This window comes from Bacillus sp. MYb209, assembly GCF_002975175.1.
Lineage (GTDB): Bacteria > Bacillota > Bacilli > Bacillales > Bacillaceae_G > Bacillus_A.
In genome coordinates this window covers 76267-101880 of the sequence record NZ_PCNZ01000001.1, presented here as the reverse complement: position 1 = coordinate 101880, position 25614 = coordinate 76267, and the positions used below count along the sequence as shown (strand labels likewise).

The 25614-nt window shown below is 35.3% G+C and carries 19 protein-coding genes, 1 riboswitch and 1 other annotated feature; of the genes, 16 read left to right on the top strand and 3 right to left on the bottom strand.

The annotated features are described in order from the left end of the window. The first annotated feature begins 264 nt into the window (after window positions 1–264). From CQZ94_RS00500 to cls, 4 genes are all read left to right on the top strand, one after another. Complete coding sequence (locus CQZ94_RS00500) at window positions 265–1203, top strand: ABC transporter ATP-binding protein (protein WP_002158411.1); 939 nt, start codon at window positions 265–267, stop codon at window positions 1201–1203. 37 nt (window positions 1204–1240) lie between these two features. Continuing rightward, window positions 1241–2350, top strand: a complete 1110-nt coding sequence (locus tag CQZ94_RS00495; RefSeq protein WP_105583865.1) for an ABC transporter permease — start codon at window positions 1241–1243, stop codon at window positions 2348–2350. 1 nt (window position 2351) lies between these two features. Then, a complete protein-coding gene (locus CQZ94_RS00490) occupies window positions 2352–3497 on the top strand; it encodes an ABC transporter permease (protein ID WP_105583864.1) in 1146 nt (381 codons plus the stop codon). Between the two features lie 110 nt (window positions 3498–3607). Further along, entirely contained in the window at window positions 3608–4819 is a 1212-nt protein-coding gene (cls, locus tag CQZ94_RS00485) for a cardiolipin synthase (RefSeq protein WP_142395708.1), read from the top strand. A 53-nt stretch (window positions 4820–4872) separates the two neighbouring features. On the opposite strand, the gene pyrH is transcribed toward cls, so the two are convergent. After that, window positions 4873–5616: a UMP kinase gene (gene pyrH, locus CQZ94_RS00480; RefSeq protein ID WP_105583863.1), complete on the bottom strand. Its 744-nt coding sequence runs from the start codon at window positions 5614–5616 to the stop codon at window positions 4873–4875. A 378-nt stretch (window positions 5617–5994) separates the two neighbouring features. Between pyrH and CQZ94_RS00475 the strand changes: the two genes are divergently transcribed. From CQZ94_RS00475 to CQZ94_RS00440, 8 genes are all read left to right on the top strand, one after another. Further along, window positions 5995–7266, top strand: a complete 1272-nt coding sequence (locus CQZ94_RS00475) for a cation:dicarboxylate symporter family transporter (RefSeq protein ID WP_105583862.1) — start codon at window positions 5995–5997, stop codon at window positions 7264–7266. 24 nt (window positions 7267–7290) lie between these two features. Continuing rightward, on the top strand, window positions 7291–8730 hold the full coding sequence (gene aspA, locus CQZ94_RS00470) for an aspartate ammonia-lyase (protein WP_105583861.1): 1440 nt from the start codon (window positions 7291–7293) through the stop codon (window positions 8728–8730). 75 nt (window positions 8731–8805) lie between these two features. Next, window positions 8806–10518 carry an oxaloacetate-decarboxylating malate dehydrogenase gene (gene malS, locus CQZ94_RS00465; protein ID WP_105584305.1) on the top strand — a complete coding sequence of 571 codons (1713 nt, stop codon included), beginning with the start codon at window positions 8806–8808 and terminating at the stop codon, window positions 10516–10518. A 66-nt stretch (window positions 10519–10584) separates the two neighbouring features. Next, window positions 10585–11898, top strand: a complete 1314-nt coding sequence (locus CQZ94_RS00460; RefSeq protein WP_105583860.1) for an ATP-binding protein — start codon at window positions 10585–10587, stop codon at window positions 11896–11898. Window positions 11899–11900: 2 nt separating this feature from the next. Further along, window positions 11901–12833, top strand: coding sequence for a response regulator (locus CQZ94_RS00455; protein WP_105583859.1), 933 nt, complete (start codon window positions 11901–11903; stop codon window positions 12831–12833). 223 nt (window positions 12834–13056) lie between these two features. Beyond that, window positions 13057–13527: a MarR family transcriptional regulator gene (locus CQZ94_RS00450; protein ID WP_105583858.1), complete on the top strand. Its 471-nt coding sequence runs from the start codon at window positions 13057–13059 to the stop codon at window positions 13525–13527. A gap of 147 nt (window positions 13528–13674) precedes the next feature. Then, window positions 13675–14910 carry an MFS transporter gene (locus tag CQZ94_RS00445; protein WP_105583857.1) on the top strand — a complete coding sequence of 412 codons (1236 nt, stop codon included), beginning with the start codon at window positions 13675–13677 and terminating at the stop codon, window positions 14908–14910. A 212-nt stretch (window positions 14911–15122) separates the two neighbouring features. Beyond that, window positions 15123–18329 (top strand): DEAD/DEAH box helicase, encoded by a 3207-nt coding sequence (locus CQZ94_RS00440; RefSeq protein ID WP_105583856.1) that lies wholly within the window; start codon window positions 15123–15125, stop codon window positions 18327–18329. A gap of 102 nt (window positions 18330–18431) precedes the next feature. Here CQZ94_RS00440 and CQZ94_RS00435 read toward each other — a convergent pair whose 3' ends face one another. Continuing rightward, the gene (locus tag CQZ94_RS00435; protein WP_000047591.1) at window positions 18432–18566 is read right to left on the bottom strand and encodes a DUF3934 domain-containing protein; all 135 of its coding nucleotides are present in this window, start codon (window positions 18564–18566) and stop codon (window positions 18432–18434) included. Window positions 18567–18972: 406 nt separating this feature from the next. Beyond that, window positions 18973–19231 (top strand) — a binding site (T-box leader). Between the two features lie 70 nt (window positions 19232–19301). Between CQZ94_RS00435 and asnA the strand changes: the two genes are divergently transcribed. Then, window positions 19302–20285 (top strand): aspartate--ammonia ligase, encoded by a 984-nt coding sequence (asnA, locus tag CQZ94_RS00420; RefSeq protein ID WP_105583854.1) that lies wholly within the window; start codon window positions 19302–19304, stop codon window positions 20283–20285. Window positions 20286–20641: 356 nt separating this feature from the next. On the opposite strand, the gene CQZ94_RS00415 is transcribed toward asnA, so the two are convergent. Next, complete coding sequence (locus CQZ94_RS00415) at window positions 20642–21871, bottom strand: aspartate kinase (protein ID WP_105583853.1); 1230 nt, start codon at window positions 21869–21871, stop codon at window positions 20642–20644. A 201-nt stretch (window positions 21872–22072) separates the two neighbouring features. Further along, a riboswitch (Lysine riboswitch) is annotated at window positions 22073–22259 on the bottom strand. A gap of 192 nt (window positions 22260–22451) precedes the next feature. Between CQZ94_RS00415 and CQZ94_RS00405 the strand changes: the two genes are divergently transcribed. From CQZ94_RS00405 to CQZ94_RS00395, 3 genes are read left to right on the top strand one after another with little or no spacing between them, the layout of a single operon-like run. After that, window positions 22452–23360 (top strand): DoxX-like family protein, encoded by a 909-nt coding sequence (locus CQZ94_RS00405; protein ID WP_105583852.1) that lies wholly within the window; start codon window positions 22452–22454, stop codon window positions 23358–23360. Between the two features lie 4 nt (window positions 23361–23364). Then, window positions 23365–23976 carry a DUF4166 domain-containing protein gene (locus CQZ94_RS00400; protein ID WP_105583851.1) on the top strand — a complete coding sequence of 204 codons (612 nt, stop codon included), beginning with the start codon at window positions 23365–23367 and terminating at the stop codon, window positions 23974–23976. 5 nt (window positions 23977–23981) lie between these two features. Next, the gene (locus tag CQZ94_RS00395; protein WP_105583850.1) at window positions 23982–25607 is read left to right on the top strand and encodes a YndJ family protein; all 1626 of its coding nucleotides are present in this window, start codon (window positions 23982–23984) and stop codon (window positions 25605–25607) included. Window positions 25608–25614 lie beyond the last annotated feature (7 nt).

Genomic DNA, 25614 nt, shown 5'->3' with positions numbered 1-25614 from the left:
ATCATCTCATATGAAAAAAGTGAATAATCTCATGTGAAAAGAATGAACTTCTGCACTGAGCAGGTTCATTCTTTTTGTTTATAATAAAGTGAAACTTTAATCAGTAGGGGGGCATTCCCGCTGATTATTAGTTGAACCAATCGGGCGTTTACGGGCAGTTGATCTCCCACCTAACTTCTTCGCTCCAGCTGAATTTTGAGGTGGGAGTCTTACTGACCGCAAATAGCGGGATAACAGCAGAGAAACCGAAATAGGGGTGAAATGATGAACACATTAGAAATTAAAAATTTAACGAAAAAATTTGGTGATTTCATCGCGGTAGATAATATGTCTTTATCTATTAAAGAAGGAGAAATATTTGGATTTTTAGGATCGAATGGTGCTGGTAAGAGTACAACGATAAATATGATTGCTGGGTTGTTAAGAAGTAATGAAGGTGAAATCAGCATACTAGGAAAAAATATAAAGAAACATAATCGATTTGCGAAGATGAATATCGGTATCGTTCCGCAAGATATTGCGATTTATGAAGAGTTAACTGCCTATGAAAATGTGAAATTCTTTGCCGGATTGTACGGATTAAGAGGCGCTGAACTAAAAGCGAGAGTAGAGGAAGCACTTCAATTTGTAGGGCTTAGTGATAAGCATAAAAGTTATCCGAAAAACTTTTCTGGCGGGATGAAAAGAAGATTGAATATAGCTTGTGCAATTGCACATAGACCGAAATTAATTATTATGGATGAGCCGACAGTTGGAATTGATCCGCAGTCAAGAAACTATATTCTCCAGTCTGTCCGGAAATTAAATGAAATGGGAAGCACAATCATTTATACAAGTCACTACATGGAAGAAGTAGAAGAGATTTGTACGAAAATAGCAATTGTAGATCACGGTAAAGTGATTGCAGAAGGAACGAAAGAACAGTTAAAAGCGATTATTACAGATACGAAAGATATTTGGATTGAAGTGAAGTCAGTAGAAAATTTAGACGTAGAAAAATTAAAAGAGATAAACGGTGTGAAAGCTGTTCAAATTGAAGAGAGCGTAATTAAAGTGAATTCTGATGCAGGATTAAATAATTTAAATAAAATTATTCAACACTTTATTAATCATGACATTGAAATTCGTTCGTTAGAGGAGCAGGCTCCGAACTTAGAAACTGTATTCCTTACGTTGACTGGAAGAAACTTACGAGATAAATAAAAGGTAAATGAAGAAAAGGTAAAGGGAGGTTCATCAATTGAACATCTTTAATATTGCAGTGATGCACATTAAAAGAGATTTCAGGGACGTAAGAACTTTAGTTTTTATGTTAGCATTTCCGATTGTGCTTATGCTTGTGTTAGGAACAGCGTTAAGTAACGCTTTTAATAGCGATAGTCAATCGATTAAGGATATACAAGTGCTCTACAAAGATGAAGCAAGTAGCGCATTTTCTAAATCATTTGAAGCATTTACGAAAGAAGTCGATAAAGCGGGCATTCATTTTAAAAAAGCTTCCGAAGGTATAGATGGGAAAGAGGAAGTGAAGCAAAATAAATATGCTGCCTATGTAGAATTAAATAAAGATGGTGCGAAATTTTACGGAAGTGACAGAAGTAGTATTGAAGGAAGTATTGTTGAAGGAATGCTTACTACATTTGTTGATAAGTACAATGTAGCGGCCGAAGTTGCAAAAGTAGATCCAAGTAAGGTTAGCGCAGTTATTTCAAATGGAAATCATAATGATTATATTAAAGAAACATCTTTACAAGCTGCGAAAAAACCAGGTTCTATGGATTACTATGCGGTTGTAATGACGACAATGATTGCACTGTATGCTGCAATGGGGGCGAGTTTTTTAATTCGAGGAGAACGAATACGTAAAACAGGAGATCGTTTAATTGCAGCACCTATAAGTAAGGCTGAAATTTTCATTGGGAAAGTGCTCGGTAGTCTTGTAGCAAATGCACTTTGTCTATTACTCGTTGTTTTATTTAGTAAATTTGTTTTTCAAGCGAATTGGGGCGACCATCTTGGAATCATATTTATTATTTTACTAACAGAAGTCTTTCTAGCAATTAGCTTCGGTTTAGGGATCGGATATATTACAAAGACAGGTGAGGCATCTAGAGCAATTATTATGGTTGTTGTGCAATTAGCTTCTATTTTTGGCGGTGCTTATTTCGTAGTGGAAGAAAATGTCGTTACGAATTTATCGCCATTAACGTGGGCCAACACAGCCATTATGAAAATTATTTATGCAAATGACATAGGGGCGGCGCTTCCGGTAATATCTTTAAACCTAGGAATTTCAGCACTCTTTTTATTAATTGCGATTATTGCATTACGTAGACGGGAGGGGCTATAGTATGAAAGATATTTTATGGCTCATACAAAAAACGTTATCTGTACTTCTGAAAAATAAAAAAGGGTTACTCATTATTATTAGCTTGCCGATAATAGGAACACTCATCTCCTTTTCGATATACGGAAATGTAGGGCAAGGAACGTTAAATATCGGGGTTATAAATAAAGAAAATCAGCCAATAGCAAATGATACAGTAAAATTTTTAGAAGGATTAAATCATGTAAATGTAAGTAAAGTTAAGGAGTCTGAAGTAGAAGATAAACTTACTTCAAAAAAACTTGATGGTGTTATTACATTAGAGTCCGGTTTTTCGGAAAGTGTTCGAGAAGGGAAACCGAGTCATATTGAGATTTCATCGATTAAAGGCGATCAAGTAACGGGGTTTATAAAATCATATTTATATAACTATGTTGATAATATTGCCGCAATTAGTAAAGTGGCAGGGACGGATCAAAGTACGTTTGATAATATGTATGCAGGGTATCAAAAAAGTTCATTTAAAGTAAAGGCTGAGACACTTGAAGATACTTCGAAAAATAAGGATATGACAAATCAAACTATGGGTTACCTTATCATGTTTATGCTATTTTCAGCAGTGAACTTATCAGGATTTATCTTAAAAGAAAAAGAGAATAGAACGTACTTTAGATTATTATCAACGCCGATAGATGGGAAGAAATTTATATTATCTAATGTCGCGGTGAATATGATTATATTAACAGTGCAAATTGTAATTGCAGTATTATTTATGACGAATGTTTTTCACACAAATATAAATATGCCTTTCATAGTGATGATTGGTGTACTCATGCTATTTGCTTTAATCGCAATTGGTTTGTCATTAGTCATTGTGTCTTTTTCGAAAAGTTCAACTGCTTCAAATGCAATGCAAAATATAGTTATCGTACCAACATGTTTGCTTGCTGGATGTTATTTTCCATATGACATTATGCCGAAAGCAGTACAAAAGGTAGCTGATTTTCTTCCGCAGCGTTGGTTACTAGACACAATTTCAAAATTACAGCAAGGGATACCATTTTCTGAGTTGTATTTAAACATTTTAATTTTATTCGCTTTCGCGATAGCATTCTTCTTAATTGCGATTTATAAGTTTGGAAGAAATAATGATGCGAGGAACTTTGTTTAAAATGAAAAGGGTGTGACGTTTAGTCACATCCTTTTTTGCATGAAGCATGAAATCTAAATTTGAATGACAAAATAGAAGGGTGGAAAGAAAATAAGTGGAAGGAAATCAAAATGATTAAAAAAATATTGCGAGTTACTTCTATTATTATTGCTATTTTCGTTTTTATTTTAATTTGGATGCATATTGATGTTACCTTCGGCAGGAAAATGGAAGCCGGGAAAAATATGCCGACAGAGTATGCATCTCATTATAGTGACTTTCAATTATATGTAGAAGGGAAGTCGTTTTATAAACAGTTATTTACTGATATAAGAGAAGCGAAAAGTTCCATTTATACTTATTTTTTCATTTTGTCGGATGATAAAAGTAGCCATACATTTTTAAATTTATTAAAAGAGAAAGCGAAAGAAGGAATAACTGTATATTTATCAGTGGATTTAATTAATGATTTGTCATTCGAAAGAAAGATGAAAAATGAATTGCAGCAAAGCGGTGTTCATTTTACATATAGTAGAAAACCTGAATTGCCATTCGGATTTTATTCACTTCATCATCGTAACCATCGTCGTATTACGACAATTGATGGAGAGATTGGTTATACGGGTGGTTTTAATATAGGAGATGAATATTTAGGGAAAGATAAGAAATTTGGATACTGGCGTGATTATCATGTACGACTCAGAGGAGAAGGAGCAAAAGATTTAGAAGAACAGTTCGCTTTAGATTGGAAACGAGACACGAAAGAGGATATAAAAAGAAGTACGAATAAAGCTAGTAAAGGGAATACATTACATACTATGGCTAGTTATAATGGGCATCACGTCGCTGAAAAATATATAAAGTTAATAAAACAAGCGAAGCATTCGATTGTAATTACAACACCTTATTTTATAGTGAAAAATAAAGAACTAATGAATGCTTTAATTGGAGCGCAAAAACGTGGTGTTACAGTAAAAATACTTTGGTCATATAAACCAGATATTCCCCTCATTAAAGAGGCTGCATACCCTTACATCCGTCAAGCTGTTAATAACGGGATTACGGTATACGGTTATAAAAAAGGGATGTTTCATGGAAAGTTAATGCTGATTGATAATGAATTAACTGTTATCGGTACAACAAACTTTACTGCACGTAGCTTCTATATAAATGATGAAATGAATTTTTATATTCATGGTGGGCCGATCGTAGCGCAAGTAAATGAGGCGTTAGCGCAAGATTTTCATGATTCGAAAGAGATGACAAAAGAGTTTTTTGAGAAGTTATCTTTTTGGGAGCGTTGTAAGGAGAAAGTAGCGGGAATGGTTGATTTTTATTTGTGATGATTAATATCAAAAAGGGTGTCTATAAAGACACCCTTTTTGAGAGGAAATAGTTATTGTTCATGCACAAGCATAGTAACATCATCATTAATCAACGTCCCTACATGCTCCCCTAAACATATTTTCTTCATCACTCCAGGCTCATCAAAGTTAAAGACGTGTGCCGGTAAATTGTAATCCCGAGCAAGCAATAAAGCCGCTTGATCCATTACTTGAATGTTTTGCCTAACAACATCATTATAGTTCAGTTTTCTATACATTTTTGCTGATTTATTATGTTTTGGATCACTTGTAAAGACACCATCTACTCCTTGTTTTGCGACTAATATGGCGTCACTATTCATTTCAATTGCTCTCTGTACACTTGGATAATCTGTCGTAACGAATGGTTGCCCGTTACCACCACCGAATATGACAACATAACCGCTATCTAAATGATGTACTGCGCGTAGGCGAATATAAGGTTCAGCTACCGCATTAAAAGGGATAGAAGTCATTACGCGTACTTCTTTATTTGTTTTACTTGTTAGAACACCGCGAAGCATTAAGCTGTTAATAATCGTACCTAACGTACCGATATTATCAGCTTCTACACGATCAATTCCCCATTCCTCAGCTAGATGACCTCTGAAAATATTGCCACCGCCAATGACGATGGAGACCTCGATACCTAAATCAACAATCGATAAAATTTCATTTGCAATATGTTCTAATCGTTTGGAGTTAAAGCTATTGCCCGATTGGTCGGCAAGTGCTCCGCCGCTTAATTTAATTAAGACACGTTTATATGGCTTCATAACAATTCCCCCTATATAGATTGCAATAAAAAAGGAACAAAGGCGAATGCCTTTGTTCCTTCGTAAGAAAATGAAATAGAAAAGAAATAGATATGATGAACTTCTTCACGTGATTTTTCATAACATCCACTCCTTTTCATCCCCATTTATTTTGAATACGTATATCTTTTAGATTATACGAAATAATCTGATGTTTTATCAAGGTTATTTTATTTCTTTTTTATAAAAAGTGTCAATGAATATTATAAGAAAAAAATTCGAATTTTTTGTGACAAACTTGTAGGTTTTTGTATGATTTTGTAGGTTTGCTTATATCATTTGTGAGTAAGCTTTTATAAATACGAAATGAAAGCGTTCGCATGAAGGGGATGAACATAAATGAAAAAATTCGGATTGGCAACACAAATTTTTGTCGCACTTGTTTTAGGGGTTGTAGTAGGGGCAATCTTTTATGGTAATAAAACGGCGATTTCTTATATCACACCAGTTGGGGATATATTTATTCATTTAATTAAGATGATTGTAGTACCGATTGTTATTTCAGCATTAATTGTTGCGGTAGCTGGTGTAGGTGATATGAAAAAGCTTGGGAAACTGGGCGGTAAGACAATTCTTTATTTCGAAATTATTACGACGATTGCTATTTTAATGGGATTACTTGCGGCGAATATATTCCAGCCAGGTACTGGCGTTGATATGAATAATTTGCAGCAAAGTGATATTTCTTCTTATAAACAAACAGCAGATGCAACAGAGAAGAAAGGTTTTGCTGAAACGATTGTTCATATTGTACCGAAAAACATATTTGAATCTATCGCACAAGGTGACTTATTACCGATTATATTCTTCTCAGTACTATTCGGTTTAGGAGTTGCGGCAATTGGAGAAAAAGGAAAGCCTGTCTTCAACTTTTTTGAAGGTGTGCTCGAAGCGATGTTTTGGGTCACAAATCAAGTTATGAAATTTGCACCATTTGGTGTATTCGCATTAATTGCTGTTACGGTTGCAAAATTTGGTGTAGGCACACTACTTCCTTTAGGAAAACTAGTGCTAGCTGTATATGTAACTGTTATACTATTCGTTGTGATTGTATTAGGTATTAATGCACGAATGGTCGGAGTAAACATTTTTACATTAATAAAAATTTTAAAAGAAGAACTTATTCTTTCATTTACGACAGCAAGTTCAGAAGCTGTTTTACCTAATATAATGAGAAAGATGGAAGAGTTCGGTTGTCCAAAGGCAGTTGCCTCTTTCGTAATTCCGACAGGTTATACATTTAACTTGACTGGATCAGCTATTTATCAAGCGTTAGCGGCATTGTTTGTTGCACAAATGTACGGTATACACATGTCACTGACGGAGCAAATAACGCTATTATTCGTTCTCATGTTAACATCCAAAGGTATGGCGGGAGTTCCGGGTGCATCATTCGTTGTTGTATTAGCAACGTTAGGATCAATGGGATTACCGCTAGAAGGCATCGCATTGATTGCGGGAATTGACCGCATTTTAGATATGATTCGCTCAGCTGTCAATGTATTAGGGAATGCATTAGCTGCCATTGTTATGTCGAAGTGGGAAGGCGAATTCGATGATGAGAAAGCAAAACAATATGTAGAAACAGTCAAACAAACAAAAGCAGCATAAGAAATCGTTAAGGAGTGAAGAATCATGGCAACATTAACTGAAGTTAAAAATGGAGTACGAATTGAAAAAGATTTTTTAGGTGAAAAAGAAGTGCCAAATTATGCGTACTATGGCGTACAGACAATGCGTGCAGTAGAAAACTTCCCAATTACAGGGTATAAAATTCATGAAGGCTTAATTAAAGCATTCGCAATTGTAAAAAAAGCAGCAGCACTTGCTAATACAGATGTAGGAAGATTGGAATTGAAAAAGGGTGGTGCTATCGCAGAAGCATCACAAGAAATCCTTGATGGGAAATGGCATGATCATTTCATCGTTGATCCAATTCAGGGCGGTGCAGGTACTTCAATGAATATGAACGCAAATGAAGTCATTGCCAATCGCGCTCTTGAATTATTAGGAATGGAAAAGGGAGACTATCATTATATTAGTCCAAACAGTCATGTTAATATGGCACAATCAACTAATGATGCATTCCCAACAGCGATTCATATTGCAACATTAAATGCATTAGAAGGTTTATTACAAACGATGGGTTATATGCATGATGTATTTGAATTAAAAGCAGAACAGTTCGATCATGTTATTAAAATGGGTCGTACACATTTACAAGATGCTGTGCCAATTCGTCTTGGACAAGAATTCAAAGCGTACTCTCGCGTACTTGAGCGTGATATGAAACGAATTCAGCAATCACGTCAACATTTATATGAAGTAAACATGGGAGCAACTGCAGTAGGTACAGGCTTAAATGCAGATCCAGAATATATTGAAGCAGTTGTAAAACATTTAGCTACAATTAGTGAACTACCACTTGTTGGTGCAGAAGATTTAGTAGATGCAACCCAAAATACGGATGCGTACACTGAAGTATCTGCAGCACTTAAAGTATGTATGATGAATATGTCTAAAATTGCGAACGACCTTCGTCTAATGGCATCAGGTCCACGCGTTGGATTAGCGGAAATTATGCTACCAGCTCGTCAACCAGGTTCATCTATTATGCCGGGGAAAGTAAACCCTGTTATGCCAGAAGTTATTAACCAAATTGCGTTCCAAGTAATTGGTAACGACCATACAATTTGCCTTGCTTCAGAAGCAGGACAATTAGAATTAAATGTTATGGAACCAGTACTTGTTTTCAACTTACTTCAATCTATTAGCATTATGAATAATGGTTTCCGTGCCTTTACAGATAATTGCTTAAAAGGAATTGAAGCGAATGAAGATCGCTTAAAAGAGTATGTTGAGAAGAGTGTAGGAATTATTACAGCCGTGAACCCTCATATCGGTTATGAAGCAGCAGCTCGTGTTGCAAAAGAAGCAATTGCAACAGGTCAATCCGTTCGAGAACTATGTGTGAAAAATGGTGTATTATCTCAAGAAGACTTAGAGTTAATTCTAGATCCATTTGAAATGACACATCCAGGGATTGCAGGAGCAACTCTTTTAAAGAAAAATTAAAAGAAGAGGGGGGACAATCCCCTCTTTTTTGTTTACAATATAGAAATGCTATATACGAATAGAGGTAGGGATGTTATGAGTAAGTTTACAGTGGCTTCTAATGGTGCATTAGAAACAACATTAAGAGGAGTAGAAGTATTATCAACACCACTTTTAAATAAAGGGGTAGCTTTCACGCAAGAAGAAAGAGAAGAATTAGGTTTAAAAGGGTTATTACCGCCAGCAGTTTTAACGCTAGATGAACAAGCGCGTAGAGCGTATGAGCAATTTTGTTCTCAGCCGGATGATTTATTGAAGAATGTATACTTAACAGCGTTACATGATCGAAATGAAGTATTATTTTATCGTATTTTAACAGAGCATTTACGTGAAATGTTACCAGTCGTATATACACCTACTGTTGGTGTAGCAATTCAAAGATATAGCCATGAATATCGTAAACCACGCGGTGTTTATTTATCAGTTAACGATCCTTCGGGTATTGAAGAAGCATTCACAAATATCGGTGCAACAGCTGAAAATATTGACTTAGTCGTTGTAACAGATGGAGAAGGTATATTAGGAATTGGTGACTGGGGTGTTGGTGGTATTAACATTGCGATTGGAAAGCTAGCTGTTTATACGGCCGCAGTTGGAATCGATCCTAGTCGCGTATTACCTGTAATTTTAGATGTAGGTACAAACCGTGAGGATCTATTAAACAATCCGTTTTATATTGGAAATCGCCATCCACGTGTAACTGGTGAAGCTTATGATGAATTTATTGATACATTTGTACAAGCTGTAGGCAATAAGTTCCCGAAAGCACTTTTACATTGGGAGGATTTCAGTTCTCGTAATGCACGAAAAATTTTAGACAAATACCGTCATGACGTATGTACGTTTAATGATGACATTCAAGGTACAGGTGCAGTTTCACTTGCTGCAGTATTATCGGCAGTGAAAGCTTCTGGTGTACCTTTAAATGAACACCGAGTAGTTGTGTTTGGTGCTGGTACGGCGGGAATCGGTATCGCAGATCAAGTAAGAGATGCGCTGGTTCGCGTGGGATTATCAGAGCAAGAAGCACATGAGCGTTTCTGGTGTATTGACCGTAACGGGTTAATTACAGATAATATGGAAGATCTTCTTGATTTCCAAATGCCATATGCAAGAAAAGAAGCTGAAGTAAGTGAGTGGAAACAAAATGATGTGATCGGACTTGCTGAAGTTGTGAAACATGTAAAACCGACAATTTTAATCGGTACATCAACTGTTGCTGGCGCATTTAAAGAAGAGATTATTAAAGAGATGGCTTCTCACGTAGAAAGACCAATTATATTACCAATGTCGAATCCGACGCCACTTGCTGAAGCGAAGCCAGTAGATTTAATCGAGTGGACAGAAGGAAGAGCGTTAGTTGCAACAGGAAGTCCGTTTGATCCAGTTACATACAATGGTGTAACGTATGTTATCGGGCAATCAAATAACGCACTTATTTTCCCAGGGCTAGGTCTTGGTACAATTGTTGTGCGTGCAAGCGTAATGACAGATGGCATGTTTGCGGCAGCAGCAGAAGCGGTTGCAAGTATGGTAGATACAAGTCAGCCGGGTGCACCTATCTTACCAGAAGTTGAAGAATTACGTAATATCTCTGAAATGGTTGCAATTGAAGTAGCGAAAGTTGCAGTTGCAGAAGGTGTTGCTAGAGAAAACTTAAGTGATAACGATATTAAGATTGCAGTGAAAGAAGCAATGTGGAAGCCTGAGTATCGTCAAATAAAAGCGGTAGAAAAGGTTAGAATATAGAAAAAAAAGCCCGTTTATTATAATAAGCGGGCTTTACTTGTACATTTTTGAAAAAATACATAGGAAGTGGCAGCTTTGAATTGGAATCAATTATGGAAGAAAGACATATCTCTTTTAATTATTTTAATGATTGTTGTTCCGATTGCTGGAGAGCTGAATTTTCATCCTTTCAACGATACGTTTCGTGTTAGCTTCGGGACACCGCTTTTCTTCTTTTTGTTATTATTTTTAAGAAAAATACCAGCAGCAGCTGCAGGTATTCTTGTCGGTATATCTGTAGTCTTATTCCGCGTATGTCTTGATTGGGTATTGCAAGGGTCATTTCATATGACAGAATCATTTTATTTGCGCTATCCTGTGTTCTTTTATTATTTTATTTATGGAAGTCTTTTTTCGCTTTGTAGGGTGAACAAATTCCATCAGAAGCCAATTATTATAGGGTGCCTCGGTATTACAATTGAAATTATCGCAAGTATGTCAGAACTTGCGTTTTATCATATGTTAGTACTTGGTACAACGATAACAGTTTCTGAAGTGAATAAACTGATCATTATTGCTATTTTTCGTAGTTTCTTTGCGCTTGGTTTTTTAAATATGATGAATTTGTATGAAACGAAATTAAAAGAATCACAAGTGCGAAAAGAAAATGAAAAAATGTTGATGCACCTTTCTAATTTATATGTGGAATCAGTTCATTTGAAAAAAACGCTGCAAAATGCGGAGTTAATTACACAAGAAGCGTATCAATTATATCGTAATTTACAAGCGAACGATGATTCGAGTAGTATAGAAAATTATAGTAAAACAGCATTGAAAATAGCGGGAGAAGTGCATGAAATAAAAAAGGATAATCAAAGAATTTTTGCAGGATTATCTAAATTGTTATTAGATAAAAATGTGGCTGAGTATGTAGAAGGTCATGAGCTTGCGGAAATGATTGTGAGAATAAATGAGAAGTACGCTGACATGTTGGAAAAAGATATACGTTTTTTAAAGCATATAGAAGGTGAACATGCAGAATATCATGTGTATACAGTCTTATCAATTTTCAACAACTTAGTTGCAAATGCAGTTGAAGCAATTGAGGATAATGGTGTTATTATTATTAAGCTATATAAAATTGAAAAACATATATTCTTTGAAGTAATTGATGATGGACCTGGTATTGTACAAAAATATAAGAAATTAGTATTTAAACCTGGATTTACTTCGAAGTATGATCAAACGGGAACACCATCAACAGGAATTGGACTTTCTTACATAAACGAAATGGTAACAGAACTCGGAGGAGAAGTAAGATTAGAAGACCGAGAAATTGGCAGAGGGTGTAAGTTTGTAGTTTGTTTACCGGAGTGCAGTTTAAAGCGGGAAGGGGAATAAAGTTGTTTTATTATATCGTAGATGATGATGAAGTTTTCCGCTCTATGCTTTCGCAAATTATTGAAGATGGTGATCTTGGGGAAGTAATTGGAGAATCGGAAGATGGAGCTTTTATTGAAGCAGATCAACTAAATTTTAAAAAAGTAGATATATTATTTATTGATTTATTAATGCCGATGCGAGACGGGATTGAAACAGTTCGCCATATTGCGTCCTCTTTTACAGGGAAAATTATTATGATTTCTCAAGTTGAATCGAAACAGCTTATTGGTGAGGCGTATACACTTGGAGTGGAATATTATATTACAAAACCATTAAATAAAATTGAGGTTGTATCTGTTGTAAGAAAAGTAATGGAACGTATTCGTTTAGAGCGCTCTATACATGATATTCAAAAATCATTGAATAACGTTTTCAAGTGGGAACAGCCGCAAGTTCGAAATGAGCCAATGCAAGAAGGGAAAAAAATAGCGGATTCAGGACGCTATTTATTATCAGAACTTGGTATTGCGGGAGAGAATGGAAGTAAAGACTTACTTAGTATGTTGGAATATTTATATGGCCAAGAAAAAGAGCAAACGTTTGAATTTGGATTTCCTGCGCTAAAAGATATTTTCCATCATATTACGATAAAGAAATTAGGGGCTATAGCTTTAGATACGGATATTGATAAAGAGAAAAAAGCATCTGAGCAAAGGGTACGTAGAGCAATTTATCAATCGTTAAATCATTTAGCTTCCTTAGGATTAACGGACTTTTCAAATCCGAAATTTGAAAGCTATGCTCCGAAATTTTTTGATTTCACTGTAGTTAGAAAACGGATGACAGAAATGACAAAGGAAGAAGTCGCGGCTTCAGGCCATACACGGATTAACACGAAAAAGTTTATTCAAGTGTTGTATTTTGAAGCGAAACGGTTGATGGAGATAGAGTGAAAAAGGGTGCGTATAAGTAAGTATCTCAGACTGTAGACAAAGTCTTGTTCAAGTGTCAATACACTTGCCCGGCTTGGCGTTTAGTTACGCGGTGTTTAAACGCCTTTGGTTCTCTTTTTTCACGTATAGTTCAATTACTAAAATAATTATTTTAATATTGTTGGAATAGAAACAAAAAATAAATATAATATTGTTAATGCACCAACGGGTAGGAGGACAGGCCATGAACAAAGAAGAACAAGTCATAGTGGGTTTCAGGGACTTATATAACAAGATAGTTTGGCTTAATAAGGATAAGATGGAAGAGAGTCTTAAGGGTTATAATTCTTCTGAAGTACATTGCATCGAATACATTGAAAAAAATGTAGATTCCAACGTGACAAAACTTGCGGAGTCCTTTTATATGACTCGCGGTGCAATAAGTAGAATAACTAAGAAGCTCATAAAAAAAGGCCTTATCAAAAGCTATCAGAAGTCGGATAACAAGAAAGAAATCTATTTTAGGCTTACTGAACAAGGGAAAGTAATTTATAAAATCCATGAGGACCTGCACAACGAGTTTCAAGAGCGGGATAAAGCCGTGTTTGAGCAGGTGAATGAGGAAGAATTTGATAGTATACTTAACTTCGTGGAAAAGTATAGTAGGCATTTGGATGCAGAAATAAAGAAACAAGGTGTACATATTAAGTCGTAATAAATTTGAATAATGAAAATGACACTAAAGGCAGTCCAAGAATGGACTGCCTTTTTACTGTTGTAATTTTGTTGCCAAGAAAACAAAAAAGAGTTATTGTTTTGTTGATAAGGAAACAAAACAATAACTTTTGGGGAGAGAATTTAAATGTCCAAATTTAGATCACATGATGAACATAGTACGGAACAAACCATAGATAAACACGCTTTAATATTCGGACTTATCTCTGTGTTTCTTTGCGGAATAGGCTTCAGTATTATAATACCTGTCGTTCCATTCTTAGTGCAGCCTTATACAAGTAATTCGGGAGAACAAGCTATAGTTGTTACGCTGCTAACCTCTGTTTATGCAGTTTGCGTATTTTTTGCGGCCCCCGTACTTGGAGCTTTGAGCGATAAATATGGTCGTCGTCCATTACTCTTAGTATGCCTTTTCGGTTCTGCAATCGGTTACTTAGTTTTTGGCATAGGAGGAGCTCTATGGGTACTATTTGCTGGGCGCATAATAGAAGGTATAACAGGCGGAAGCATAAGTACTATTTTTGCATATTTTGCAGACATCATTCCTCCAGAACAGAGAACGAAATACTTTGGATGGGTAAGCGCGGTTGTAGGTGTAGGCACTGTCATTGGACCAACTATAGGCGGATACCTTGCCAAGTTTGGTTATTCTGTACCTATGTATTTTGGAGCAATAATAACTTTATTAAATGTTGTTTATGGAATCTTATATATGCCTGAGAGCCTTGACAAAAATAATAGACTGAAAGAGATTACCTTTGTAAGATTGAATCCATTTACACAGCTTGCAAACATACTTTCCATGAAAAATTTAAAATGGCTACTTGTCTCAGCGTTTTTACTTTGGATACCAAACGGATCTTTACAGGCAATTTTTTCACAATTTACAATGGATACTTTCAGTTGGAAGCCTGCGTTAATCGGACTTATGTTTTCAATTATGGGCTTCCAAGATATCATTTCACAAGGTTTCATAATGCCAAAACTTTTGACAAAACTTACTGATAAACAGATAGCAATTCTCGGAATGGTTTCGGAGATTATAGGTTACAGTCTTATTGCAGCATCGGCTTTGTTCTCATTTTATCCGTTTCTTATTGCTGGAATGTTTATATTTGGTTTTGGTGATTCAATCTTTGGACCTTCATTCAATGGGATGCTCTCAAAGTCTGTCGATTCTAGTGAACAAGGAAGGATTCAAGGAGGTAGCCAATCTATTCAGGCCTTAGCAAGAATGCTTGGTCCTATCATTGGAGGACAAATTTATGTATCACTTGGTCATGCCGCACCCGCTTTTATGGGAATGATCCTTATAGCAACCGCAATAGCAGTTTTGTATAAAGGTACCAACGTAAATATATAAATTACCTACGTTATCTCGCTATTTATGGGCAGTAAGACTCCCACCTCAAAATTTGGCACACACATCTCCACGCTGAAACCCTATTTGTCTACAGTCTGAGATGCTTATAAGTAATCATCTTTTTTTGTTAAATCTACATTTTATATTTTTGCCTATAGCATGTAAAATGTTAAGTAAGAGAAATGGTTTTACATTAAGGAAGTGTCAAAACAATGAGTTTTACATTAAATAAATCAATTATTAAAGAAGTATGCGGAGAAACCTCATATAAAAGAGGCGAAGCTTATTATAAAGCAAATAAAGTAATCGTGAATCATTATGATGAAAATAAAGAAATTTGTGAGGCTACGGTAAAAGGGAATGAAGATTTTTATGTTACAGTAGAAAAAGCTAAAAAAGGTAATGTTGTTGCGAGATGTAGTTGTCCTTCGTTAGCGTCTTTTCAAACGTACTGTCAACATGTTGCAGCAGTACTTATACAAATAAATTATAATCAGCAAACCGGTGGAATGTTACCTATTAGTAGCGGAAACATGAGCGAAAATGAACAATTAACAAGTGGTATGTTTCAGTTATTTACGGAGAAACCACTGAGACCTAAAAGTAAGCAACACCGTTTTGATACACGTGAAATACTTTATGTTGAGTTTATATGTACACCAGTAGCTACGAACAATGGTGGGGCTCTTCTTGGAATTCAATTGAAACTGGCGAAAACATATTTCATAAATCATATTAGAGAATTTCTTTCTAAAGTGGAGAAAAGGGAGTCTTTTCATTGTTCCAACGAATTTACATATACACCAGATGTACATAGTTTTAAACAAGAAACTGATGCGATTATTCAGCAGCTTATTAAAATTTATCATAATGAAAAAATGTATGAGGATGCGCTAGAAGTACATGCAAAACAAGATGAAAGTATGATATTAATACCGCCAGCTTCATGGAGTGATATGCTTTCTTTACTTTCTAAAATTGAGTATGTGCAGCTGAAACAAAATGAACAGCTGTTTCATGGTCTGGAAGTTTCAAAAGGTTTATTGCCATTACATTTTGAATTTACGAAAGGGAATAATGGCGGGTTTACACTTCATATAGACGGTCTAAAGCGTGTACAAGTTATGAATATGTATAACAACGCTCTTTACGATGGGAAATTATATCATCTACCTATTGAAGATTGTATGCGACTTATTGAACTACAAAAGATGATGAATCGTTCAAATAGCAATCAGTTTTATATTCCAGAAAATAAGATGGAGCATTTCGTAGCGAAAGTTGTACCAGGGTTAATGAAACTCGGAACTGTACGCATTGATGAAGTTATATCAGATCGTGTTGAAACGCTTTCGCTAAAAGCGAAGTTGTATTTAGATCGAGTGAAAAATCGTTTGTTAGCAGGTCTTGAATTTCACTATGGAAACGTCGTAATTAATCCGCTAGAAGAGGATGGACAGCCGTCTGTTTTTAATCGTGATGAGAAAAAGGAAAAAGAGATTTTAGACATTATGACTGAAAGTGCCTTTGCGAAAACGGAAGGCGGTTACTTTATACATAATGAAGAAGCTGAGTACAATTTTTTATATCACGTCGTTCCAACGTTAAAAGGTTTAGTTGATATTTATGCGACGACAGCAATCAAATTACGAATTCATAAAGGGGATACAGCTCCTCTTATTAGAGTGAGAAGAAAAGAAAGAATAGACTGGTTGTCATTTCGCTTTGATATAAAAGGAATACCGGAAGCGGAAATTAAAGGTGTATTAGTGGCTCTTGAAGAGAAACGTAAATATTACCGATTAGCGAACGGTTCTTTACTATCACTGGAGAGCAAAGAGTTTAATGAAATTAATCAGTTTGTAAAAGAATCGGGTATTCGGAAAGAATTTTTACATGGGGAAGAAGTGAATGTTCCGCTTATTCGGAGTGTGAAATGGATGAACGGACTTAACGAAGGAAATGTTTTAAGTTTAGATGCGTCTGTTCAAGAGTTAGTAGAAAACATTCAAAATCCGAAAAGATTAAAGTTTGCTGTGCCAAATACTGTAAATGCTGTTATGAGAGAGTATCAAGTATATGGATTCGGGTGGATGAAAACACTCGCTTATTACCGTTTTGGTGGTATTTTAGCAGATGATATGGGACTTGGGAAAACGCTGCAAAGCATTGCTTTTATAGATTCTGTTTTGCCTGAAATTAGAGAGAAGAAACTGCCTGTATTAGTTGTTTCTCCGTCTTCCCTCGTGTATAACTGGCTTAGCGAGTTGAAAAAATTCGCACCACATATAAGAGCGGTTATTGCAGATGGAAACCAAGTAGAGCGCCGGAAATTTTTAAAAGATGTAACGAAATTTGATGTAGTGATTACGTCATATCCTTTACTTAGACGAGATATAAGATTGTATGCACAGCCTTTTCATACATTATTTCTTGATGAAGCACAAGCATTTAAAAATCATACAACGCAAACTGCGAAGGCAGTAAAAACGATTCAAGCGGAGTACCGTTTTGGATTAACGGGAACACCTGTAGAGAATTCATTAGAAGAACTATGGTCGATTTTTCATGTCGTCTTCCCGGAATTATTACCAGGAAGAAAAGAGTTCGGTGATTTAAGGCGTGAAGATATTGCGAAGCGGGTAAAACCTTTCGTGTTAAGAAGGTTAAAGGAAGATGTATTACAGGAGCTACCAGAAAAAATTGAACACTTACAATCATCAGAGTTATTACCAGATCAGAAGAAGCTTTATGCGGCTTACTTAGCGAAGTTAAGAGAAGAAACATTAAAACATTTGGATAAAGATACGTTACGTAAAAATAAAATTCGGGTTTTAGCTGGTTTAACGAGGCTAAGGCAAATTTGTTGTCACCCTGCTTTGTTTGTTGATGATTACAAAGGAAGTTCAGCTAAATTTGAACAACTTCTAGAAATTTTGGAGGAATGCAGAAGTACAGGGAAGAGAATTCTTATATTTTCTCAATTTACGAAGATGCTTTCGATAATCGGACGTGAATTAAATCGTCAAGCAGTTCCATACTTTTATTTAGATGGGAGTACACCTTCGCAAGAACGTGTAGAGCTATGCAATCGGTTTAACGAAGGAGAAGGGGAGTTATTCCTGATTTCTTTAAAGGCTGGTGGCACAGGGTTAAATTTAACGGGTGCAGATACAGTTATATTGTACGACTTATGGTGGAATCCAGCTGTTGAACGACAAGCAGCGGATAGAGCGTATCGAATGGGACAAAAAAATACAGTGCAAGTTATTAAGTTAGTAGCCCACGGAACAATTGAAGAAAAAATGCATGAACTACAAGAAACTAAGAAAAATTTAATTGCTGAAGTAATTGAGCCAGGAGAAGAGAAATTATCCTCTATAACTGAGGAAGAAATTCGAGATATTCTTATGATTTAATATGGAAAAAGCTATGCTTTCAAATTTATGAGAGCATAGCTTTTTTGTTGTAATAATTATATTTTGTTTTGTACAAAGTAAAGAAATCAAATGCTTTTTAGATTACTTCTTTGTGCCTTTACTTTTGTATGGTTTTGCAGCTTTCTTTTTCTTTGCACTAGATTGCCAACGGTTCCATCCCTTACTTCCTGTACCTTGTCCTACACCTTTTTTCGGTTTCGCTTTCGTTTTACTCATATGATCACTCCGTTATATAAAAAATCTTATTTGATAATAGCCAATGTTTTAGAAAAATACTCTCGATAAATGACTATGTTTGTTTTAAGTAAAAACAAACTGCTTGAATGCTATAGTATATCATGAAATGGCGAGTAAACTGAAAGGAATTACAAATAAAATGAAAATAATAAGAAATACTGCGGATTCTATTTTTCGAACGATCACATTACTGGTTGTGTATATGTTAGTTTCAGTTAGTGAAATGTTTTTTGGATTGAAGAGACAAAGAAAGTAAAGATGTTATATTATGAACAGTCCGTAAAGGCGTAAAATAAAGAATTGAAAAATATTTTATTTTTTTTGTTGACTTTCTCATTTTTTTGTATAGAATAATCATTAATAAAATGTTTCAGAGATGTGATAACAAACGACTATGAAAGGACGAGTAGTAGTAGGATGTAGTTAAAGCGAGTCAGGGACGGTGTGAGCCTGATACGAAGCCTATTATGAAGAACCTCCTGGAGTCGCTAACCGAAATCCTTTATAGGAAAGTAGACTTAGCCGGGAACTTCGCCGTTACAAGAAGAACAGTATCGAGATTTTTAATCTCCGTACTGTATAAGTGAGCAACCTCTGTTGCTAATTTGGGTGGTACCGCGGAACCAAAGCCTTTCGTCCCAGTTTTTTGGGGAAGAAGGGCTTTTTTTGTTGGCTTCTTTCCACAACATCCAAACATTTTAGGGGGAAACCACCATGTATCAATCATTAATGACAGTAAGAGAGACTCAAATCGCAATTAAGGAAGTTAAAACATTTTTCGAGGATCAATTAGCGAAACGCCTTGAACTATTCCGCGTATCTGCACCATTATTCGTAACGAAAAAATCAGGACTAAACGATCACTTAAACGGTGTGGAACGTCCAATTGAATTTGATATGTTACATTCAGGAGAAGAATTAGAAATTGTTCATTCACTAGCGAAGTGGAAAAGGTCCGCATTACATGAATACGGATATGAAGCTGGTGAAGGTTTATATACAAACATGAACGCGATTCGTCGTGACGAAGAACTTGATGCAACACATTCCATTTACGTTGACCAATGGGATTGGGAAAAAATCGTTCAAAAAGAATGGCGTACTGTCGATTACCTACAAGAAACAGTACGAACAATTTATGGAATATTCAAAGATTTAGAAGATCACTTGTTTGAGAAATATCCGTTTCTTGGAAAGTATTTACCAGAAGATGTAGTTTTCATTACTTCCCAAGAACTAGAAGACAAATATCCAGAGTTAACACCGAAAGATCGTGAACATGCAATTGCAAAAGAACACGGTGCAGTCTTTATTATGGGAATTGGTGATGCACTTCGTTCAGGTGAAAAACACGATGGGCGCGCAGCTGATTATGACGATTGGAAATTAAACGGTGACATTTTATTCTGGCACCCAGTACTACAAGCTTCATTCGAATTATCATCAATGGGAATTCGTGTTGACAGTAAATCACTTGACGAACAGTTAACGAAAACTGGTGACGATTTCAAACGTGAATATGATTTCCATAAAGGAATTTTAGAAGACGTACTACCATTAACAATTGGTGGTGGTATCGGCCAATCAAGAATGTGTATGTACTTCTTACGTAAAGCGCATATCGGTGAAGTTCAATCCTCTGTATGGCCTGACGATTTACGTGAAGCTTGCAAGAAAGAAAACATTCATCTGTTTTAATAGAAATATGAGGGAGAGTAGCTCAGGAATAGAGCTACCCTCCCTTTTTTGTTGTGTAAACGAGTGGTTTACAGTGAGTTGTATTAATAGTTTCTTTTATCGATTATGAAGGAATTCAAGGGAAAGAGCGAAAGGATATATATGAAAAAAGTGAGAAGAGTCTGTTATATTTCCTAGGAAAAGCCTATAGTGAGCAAATTAATTCTTCTATCTAGAATGTTGAATAGAAATCATAATAAAAAGCTGTCTGCATAGAGTATTGAAATCTATGTGAACAGCTTTTTTCTATTTAAATAGGAAAGAAATAGATTAGTAAAATTTTTTGTGAGCTTTACTGCTGAATAATAAATATAAAATTAGCCCATTTGCACTAAAGGTTCAATTTTCGCCATAAATGATTGATGAAGTGCTTCAACACCCGTTACTAAATGAAGGCGGTCAATAACGACAGATACTTTAATTTCTGATGTACTTACCATTTTAATATGAATATCTTCTTCTTTTAAAGTAGTGAACATATTCGCTGCAACACCTGGATTAGATACCATACCAGATCCTACAATTGATACTTTTGCTAAATGATTTTCATACTCTACAGATTCATAGTGAAGTGCTTCTTGATTCTGTTCCAATACTTCTAGTGTTTCTCGTAAGTCATTAGAATGGATAGAGAAGGAAAGATGAACAGTTCCTTCATTTGTAATACTTTGAATAATAATATCTACATTAATATGTGCTGCTGCTAATGTAGAGAAAACTGTTGAAAGTGCACCTTGCTCTAATCCTTTAATTGTGACGCGTGTAATGTTATCTTCAAATGCAATACCTTTAACGATTGATTGTTGTTCCATGTTACATTCTCCTTTTACAATTGTTCCGTTTTCTTGTTCCATGCTTGATCGTACTTCTAAAACTACATTATGATTTTTAGCAAATTCAACAGCGCGTGGGTGTAATACGCCAGCACCGAGATTGGCAAGCTCTAACATTTCGTCATAAGAAATTGTATCTAATTTATAAGCATCTTGTACAACTCGTGGATCAGTCGTATATACGCCAGTCACATCCGTATAAATATCACATTTTTTTGCTTTTAGTGCCGCAGCTAATGCGACAGCAGTCGTATCAGAGCCACCGCGGCCAAGCGTTGTAATTTCACTTTCTATACTTATGCCTTGGAATCCAGCTACGATAACAATTGTGCCTTCAGTAAGATAAGACTGAATACGATTGGTGTTAATGTCAGTAATCCGTGCACTACTATGTACAGATTCTGTCGTAATACCAGCTTGCCATCCTGTTAATGAAATTGCGTTATAACCTTTTGATTGTAGTGTCATTGTTAATAATGAAATGGTTACTTGTTCTCCTGTAGATAGGAGCATATCCATTTCACGTTTACTTGGATTTTCAGTAATAGCGTTAGCAAGTGCTACAAGTTTATCCGTACTTTTTCCCATTGCTGAAACGACAGAGACAATACTATGTCCTCGTTCATATTCTTCAATAATTAAATTTGCTACATGTTGAATGCGCTCGACGCTTCCGACAGAAGTACCGCCAAATTTTTGTACAATCGTTTCCATTACGAATTCCTTCTTTCGTCCATTTTTAAGAATAGGTTAGGACATATACAAATCCCAATATTCCTGTAGTTACCAGAGAGAAAAATAAAAAACACCATCTCAAATAAGTGAGGATGGTGCTGTTACAGGAAAAGGGAAACAGAAAACGGAGCTAATAAAAAAACCGCCAAAAAAGGAATATCATAAAAATGATATCTCTTTTTTGTAGATAGCTCTTCATACGTACACGTCTGTACATATGACAGTTCTGTTTCTATTCGAAAACAGCCCCAATTGATAAATACAGAGAAATTTATCAATTTCGGCAACACTTCCTTTCCTCTAAGATCATAGACATCTCTGTGTCTCCTTTAGAATACTTATAAGCGTTGCAACCTCTATCTCACGTTTTAGGCGAGAGTGTATAATTTATGAAGTTGTTGGTAACATTTGTTTTATAATAATTTAAATTTTTCAGGGAATCAAGTGTTTTGTATATATTTTTAAAATTCTATCTTTTATTTAGATTAGTTTGTGAAAAATGTAGCAAAATCAATTCATTGCATGTACATTGAAAATATAGCGCATGGGAGGTGGAAGGATGGGGAAGAAAAAGCCTATTTATGTAGCAACAGAGATGAACACAACAATGGAGAAACTATGGGCATATACACAAGAGCCTGATATACATACAGAGTGGGATGTTCGTTTTACTGAAATTTCGTATTTGGAGAAAAAAGAAGGAGAACCACAGAAGTTTTTATATAAAACAAAGATCGGATTTGGACTTGAAATAGCCGGAGAAGGGGAATCGATAGGTGAAATAAGAAAAGACACTGGGGAACGCATTTCTTCTTTGAAATTTTGGACAGACAATAAGCTATCACTTATACAAATAGGACGAGGTTATTGGAAGTATACACCGAATGGAGAACATATTCATTTTGAAACGCAATATGATTATGATACAAGGTTTGGTCGTATAGGGAATGTGATAGATTCATATGTTTTTCGGCCTTTATTAGGTTGGGCGACAGCATGGAGTTTTGATGCTTTAAAATTATGGTTAGAAAAGGGACTTCATCCTAGTATGTTAATTAGAAGAACGATGACCTATTGGCTCATTTGCTTTTTATTTGCTTTCGTATGGTTATATCAAGGAATTGTACCGAAAGTGATTTTTACTCATCCAGAGGAAGTGAAGATGCTTTTTGAGTTAATTGGATCGAATGAAAGTAGTATTTTTATACTTAAACTAGTTGGATTTTTAGAAATAATATGGGGTGTTATGTGGCTATTGCCACTTCAAAAACGAAAGTTGTTTATAGTGCATATTGTTATGTTAATAGGCTTAACTATAGTGGCAGGACTTACGAATATCACAAGTTTTATGCAACCGTTTAATCCGATTACATTAAATTTTCTTCTAATAGGGTTATCGATTGTCGGTTATATAAATAGCACTAATTTACCAAGTGCAAAAAATTGCAAGAGGACGAGAAAGGGATAAGGATATGGTTAATATTTATGAAAAATTATTAGGTGAATCCTATAAAAAACTTCATCCAAAATTACAGAAGCGATATGCGATTACAAAGGAAAATAGTTTTATTGGGGAAGGGGAGATGGATGGAATTTACGGAGGATCTTTTTTCGTTAAATTGATTTTAAAAATTGCATCGAAGTTCCGTATGTTTTTCTCTGAGCGTGGGGAAAAAGTTCCGTTTGTGATACATAATACCGCTGAGCGAGATGCACATGGGAAAGAATTTGTAAGGTGGAATCGTACTTTTTATTTTCATAATAAGAAAAGGTATTTTAACGCTGTTATGAAGCTGGATGAAGAAGAAAATGAAATTGTTGATTATTTTGGTGAACCACATTTACTCGTTTCTACATTGAATTTTTATATTGATGAAAAAGGTGGAATGCATATTTCTTCAAAGAAGCAATGGTTTTATATGTTTGGAAGAAAAATACCGTTACCTAAATTTTTATACGGAGAGGCAAAAATTGTTGAAAGCTATGATGATGCACTACAATGTTTTCGGATTCATGTACAAGTACGAAATCCGTTAATTGGTTCATTATTTTCATATAAGGGAACATTTGTGGAAAGGAAATAAACGAGATGAAAAATATAATATTTGGCCTTGCTTGCTATACGACTTTTCTTATGTTTGAGTGGTCTAATGTAAATCCTGTTGAAGCAATTATATTATTATCTATTTTGTTATTTATACCAATGTCATTTTGCATTATTGACAAAGAAACGAGGAATGGATCGTATTTATTATTTTATAAATTTGTATCGTTTTTATATCCAATCGCAGCAGTTAGTGCGGTGCTAGCTTTCGTAACAAATCATTTTGTCTTTGCTCTTCTTTGGTTTATGTATACTGGGATTCTTGCATTATTTGGTATAAGTAGATTGCTAGAAAGAGGATGGAAGCCTTTAGAAGAAGCAGCTATAGATAGTGCGTTTATTTATTTGTTCCTAGGTGGTTTTTGGTTTTTTGCTTCTGTAGCAAAACTTTCAATTATGCACTTTAGTTCTGACATTGTTTTGCTCACAGCGGCACACTTTCATTACTCGGCATTTCTATTGCCGTTATCAGCTGGTTTGCTTGGAAGGAAAAGAGAAAAGAGAAGTAAACTCTATGACTCCATAATGTTTATTATCGTCATTTCTCCAATGACAGTTGCAATAGGAATTACATACTCGAGGGTATTTGAATTTTTTGCAGTGTTCATATATTTATGTGCCATTTACGGATATGGAGTTTACGTGTGGAGAACGAAATTCAATGCTATGAGTGCGAAGGTACTTTTAGTTCTTTCTTCTAGCACACTTATGGTAACAATAATGTTTTCACTCATATATTCATACGGAAATTTCAAACAAGTAATGACGATTACAATTGCACAAATGGTTTGGATTCACGGTGTTGTAAATGGAATTGGAGTAGCGTTACCAGCATTTGTTGGCTGGATGATTGAAAAGAGTGTTCCGAATTATAAATATTACGGGAAACCAATGAGTCAATTAAGAGGAAATGTGTCGATTGGTGAGGCATTTTTACATAGTAGAAATTTAGTAGATGGCAAGGAATACAGTGGTCTAGTTGATAAAATGAATGATTTTCATAGTGACACATTTGATGAAGTGAAGCTCCCTTTAAGTATTATTCATTTTTATGAGAATACGAGCGATTATCAGTTGCAAGCGAATATTAACTGGTCACGTTGGTTCCGTCCATTTGCATTTTTTTATGAAAAAATGAGTAAGTGTGTAGCCCAAATTCATTTAGGGATGGGCGGTAAGTGGGAAGCGATGCAAGGCTCTATTATTGGGATAAAAGATGAAAGAGATGGAAGGGATAACGTAAGAGCCTGGCTGCGAAAAAATGAAGTAGGAGATACAATTTTTGTAGCTCTATATTCAAGGCATACATATAAGAACGAGACATATATGAATATCGCATTGCCTTTACCATATGCAAATATGACTGGTATTTTGAAATTGTACAATGAAGCTAACCGCTTAATTATTACTAGTAAGCGAAGAAATAGTGGTAAGGGAGATGAAGGGATATACTTACATACTCGCTTCTTTACAATACGCTTACCATTAGCAGAGACTTTTATCATTAAAGAGGGAACGGATCAAATGTTAACAGCTAACCATAGAATGTGGATATTCGGAGTCAAGTTTTTAGAAATTGATTATGAGATTAAGAAAATAGAGGAGAAGTAAGAAAGGC

Bases quoted from the DNA above. Each gene is read 5' to 3' on its own strand.
- CQZ94_RS00475 (WP_105583862.1), top strand. From the start codon at position 5,995: ATGAAAAAATTCGGATTGGCAACACAAATTTTTGTCGCACTTGTTTTA.
- CQZ94_RS00445 (WP_105583857.1), top strand. From the start codon at position 13,675: ATGTCCAAATTTAGATCACATGATGAACATAGTACGGAACAAACCATA.
- CQZ94_RS00435 (WP_000047591.1), bottom strand. From the start codon at position 18,566: ATGAGTAAAACGAAAGCGAAACCGAAAAAAGGTGTAGGACAAGGTACA.
- CQZ94_RS00415 (WP_105583853.1), bottom strand. From the start codon at position 21,871: ATGGAAACGATTGTACAAAAATTTGGCGGTACTTCTGTCGGAAGCGTC.
- CQZ94_RS00500 (WP_002158411.1), top strand. From the start codon at position 265: ATGAACACATTAGAAATTAAAAATTTAACGAAAAAATTTGGTGATTTC.
- cls (WP_142395708.1), top strand. From the start codon at position 3,608: ATGATTAAAAAAATATTGCGAGTTACTTCTATTATTATTGCTATTTTC.
- CQZ94_RS00450 (WP_105583858.1), top strand. From the start codon at position 13,057: ATGAACAAAGAAGAACAAGTCATAGTGGGTTTCAGGGACTTATATAAC.
- aspA (WP_105583861.1), top strand. From the start codon at position 7,291: ATGGCAACATTAACTGAAGTTAAAAATGGAGTACGAATTGAAAAAGAT.
- malS (WP_105584305.1), top strand. From the start codon at position 8,806: ATGAGTAAGTTTACAGTGGCTTCTAATGGTGCATTAGAAACAACATTA.
- CQZ94_RS00395 (WP_105583850.1), top strand. From the start codon at position 23,982: ATGAAAAATATAATATTTGGCCTTGCTTGCTATACGACTTTTCTTATG.
- CQZ94_RS00490 (WP_105583864.1), top strand. From the start codon at position 2,352: ATGAAAGATATTTTATGGCTCATACAAAAAACGTTATCTGTACTTCTG.
- CQZ94_RS00405 (WP_105583852.1), top strand. From the start codon at position 22,452: ATGGGGAAGAAAAAGCCTATTTATGTAGCAACAGAGATGAACACAACA.
- asnA (WP_105583854.1), top strand. From the start codon at position 19,302: ATGTATCAATCATTAATGACAGTAAGAGAGACTCAAATCGCAATTAAG.
- CQZ94_RS00440 (WP_105583856.1), top strand. From the start codon at position 15,123: ATGAGTTTTACATTAAATAAATCAATTATTAAAGAAGTATGCGGAGAA.
- CQZ94_RS00400 (WP_105583851.1), top strand. From the start codon at position 23,365: ATGGTTAATATTTATGAAAAATTATTAGGTGAATCCTATAAAAAACTT.
- pyrH (WP_105583863.1), bottom strand. From the start codon at position 5,616: ATGAAGCCATATAAACGTGTCTTAATTAAATTAAGCGGCGGAGCACTT.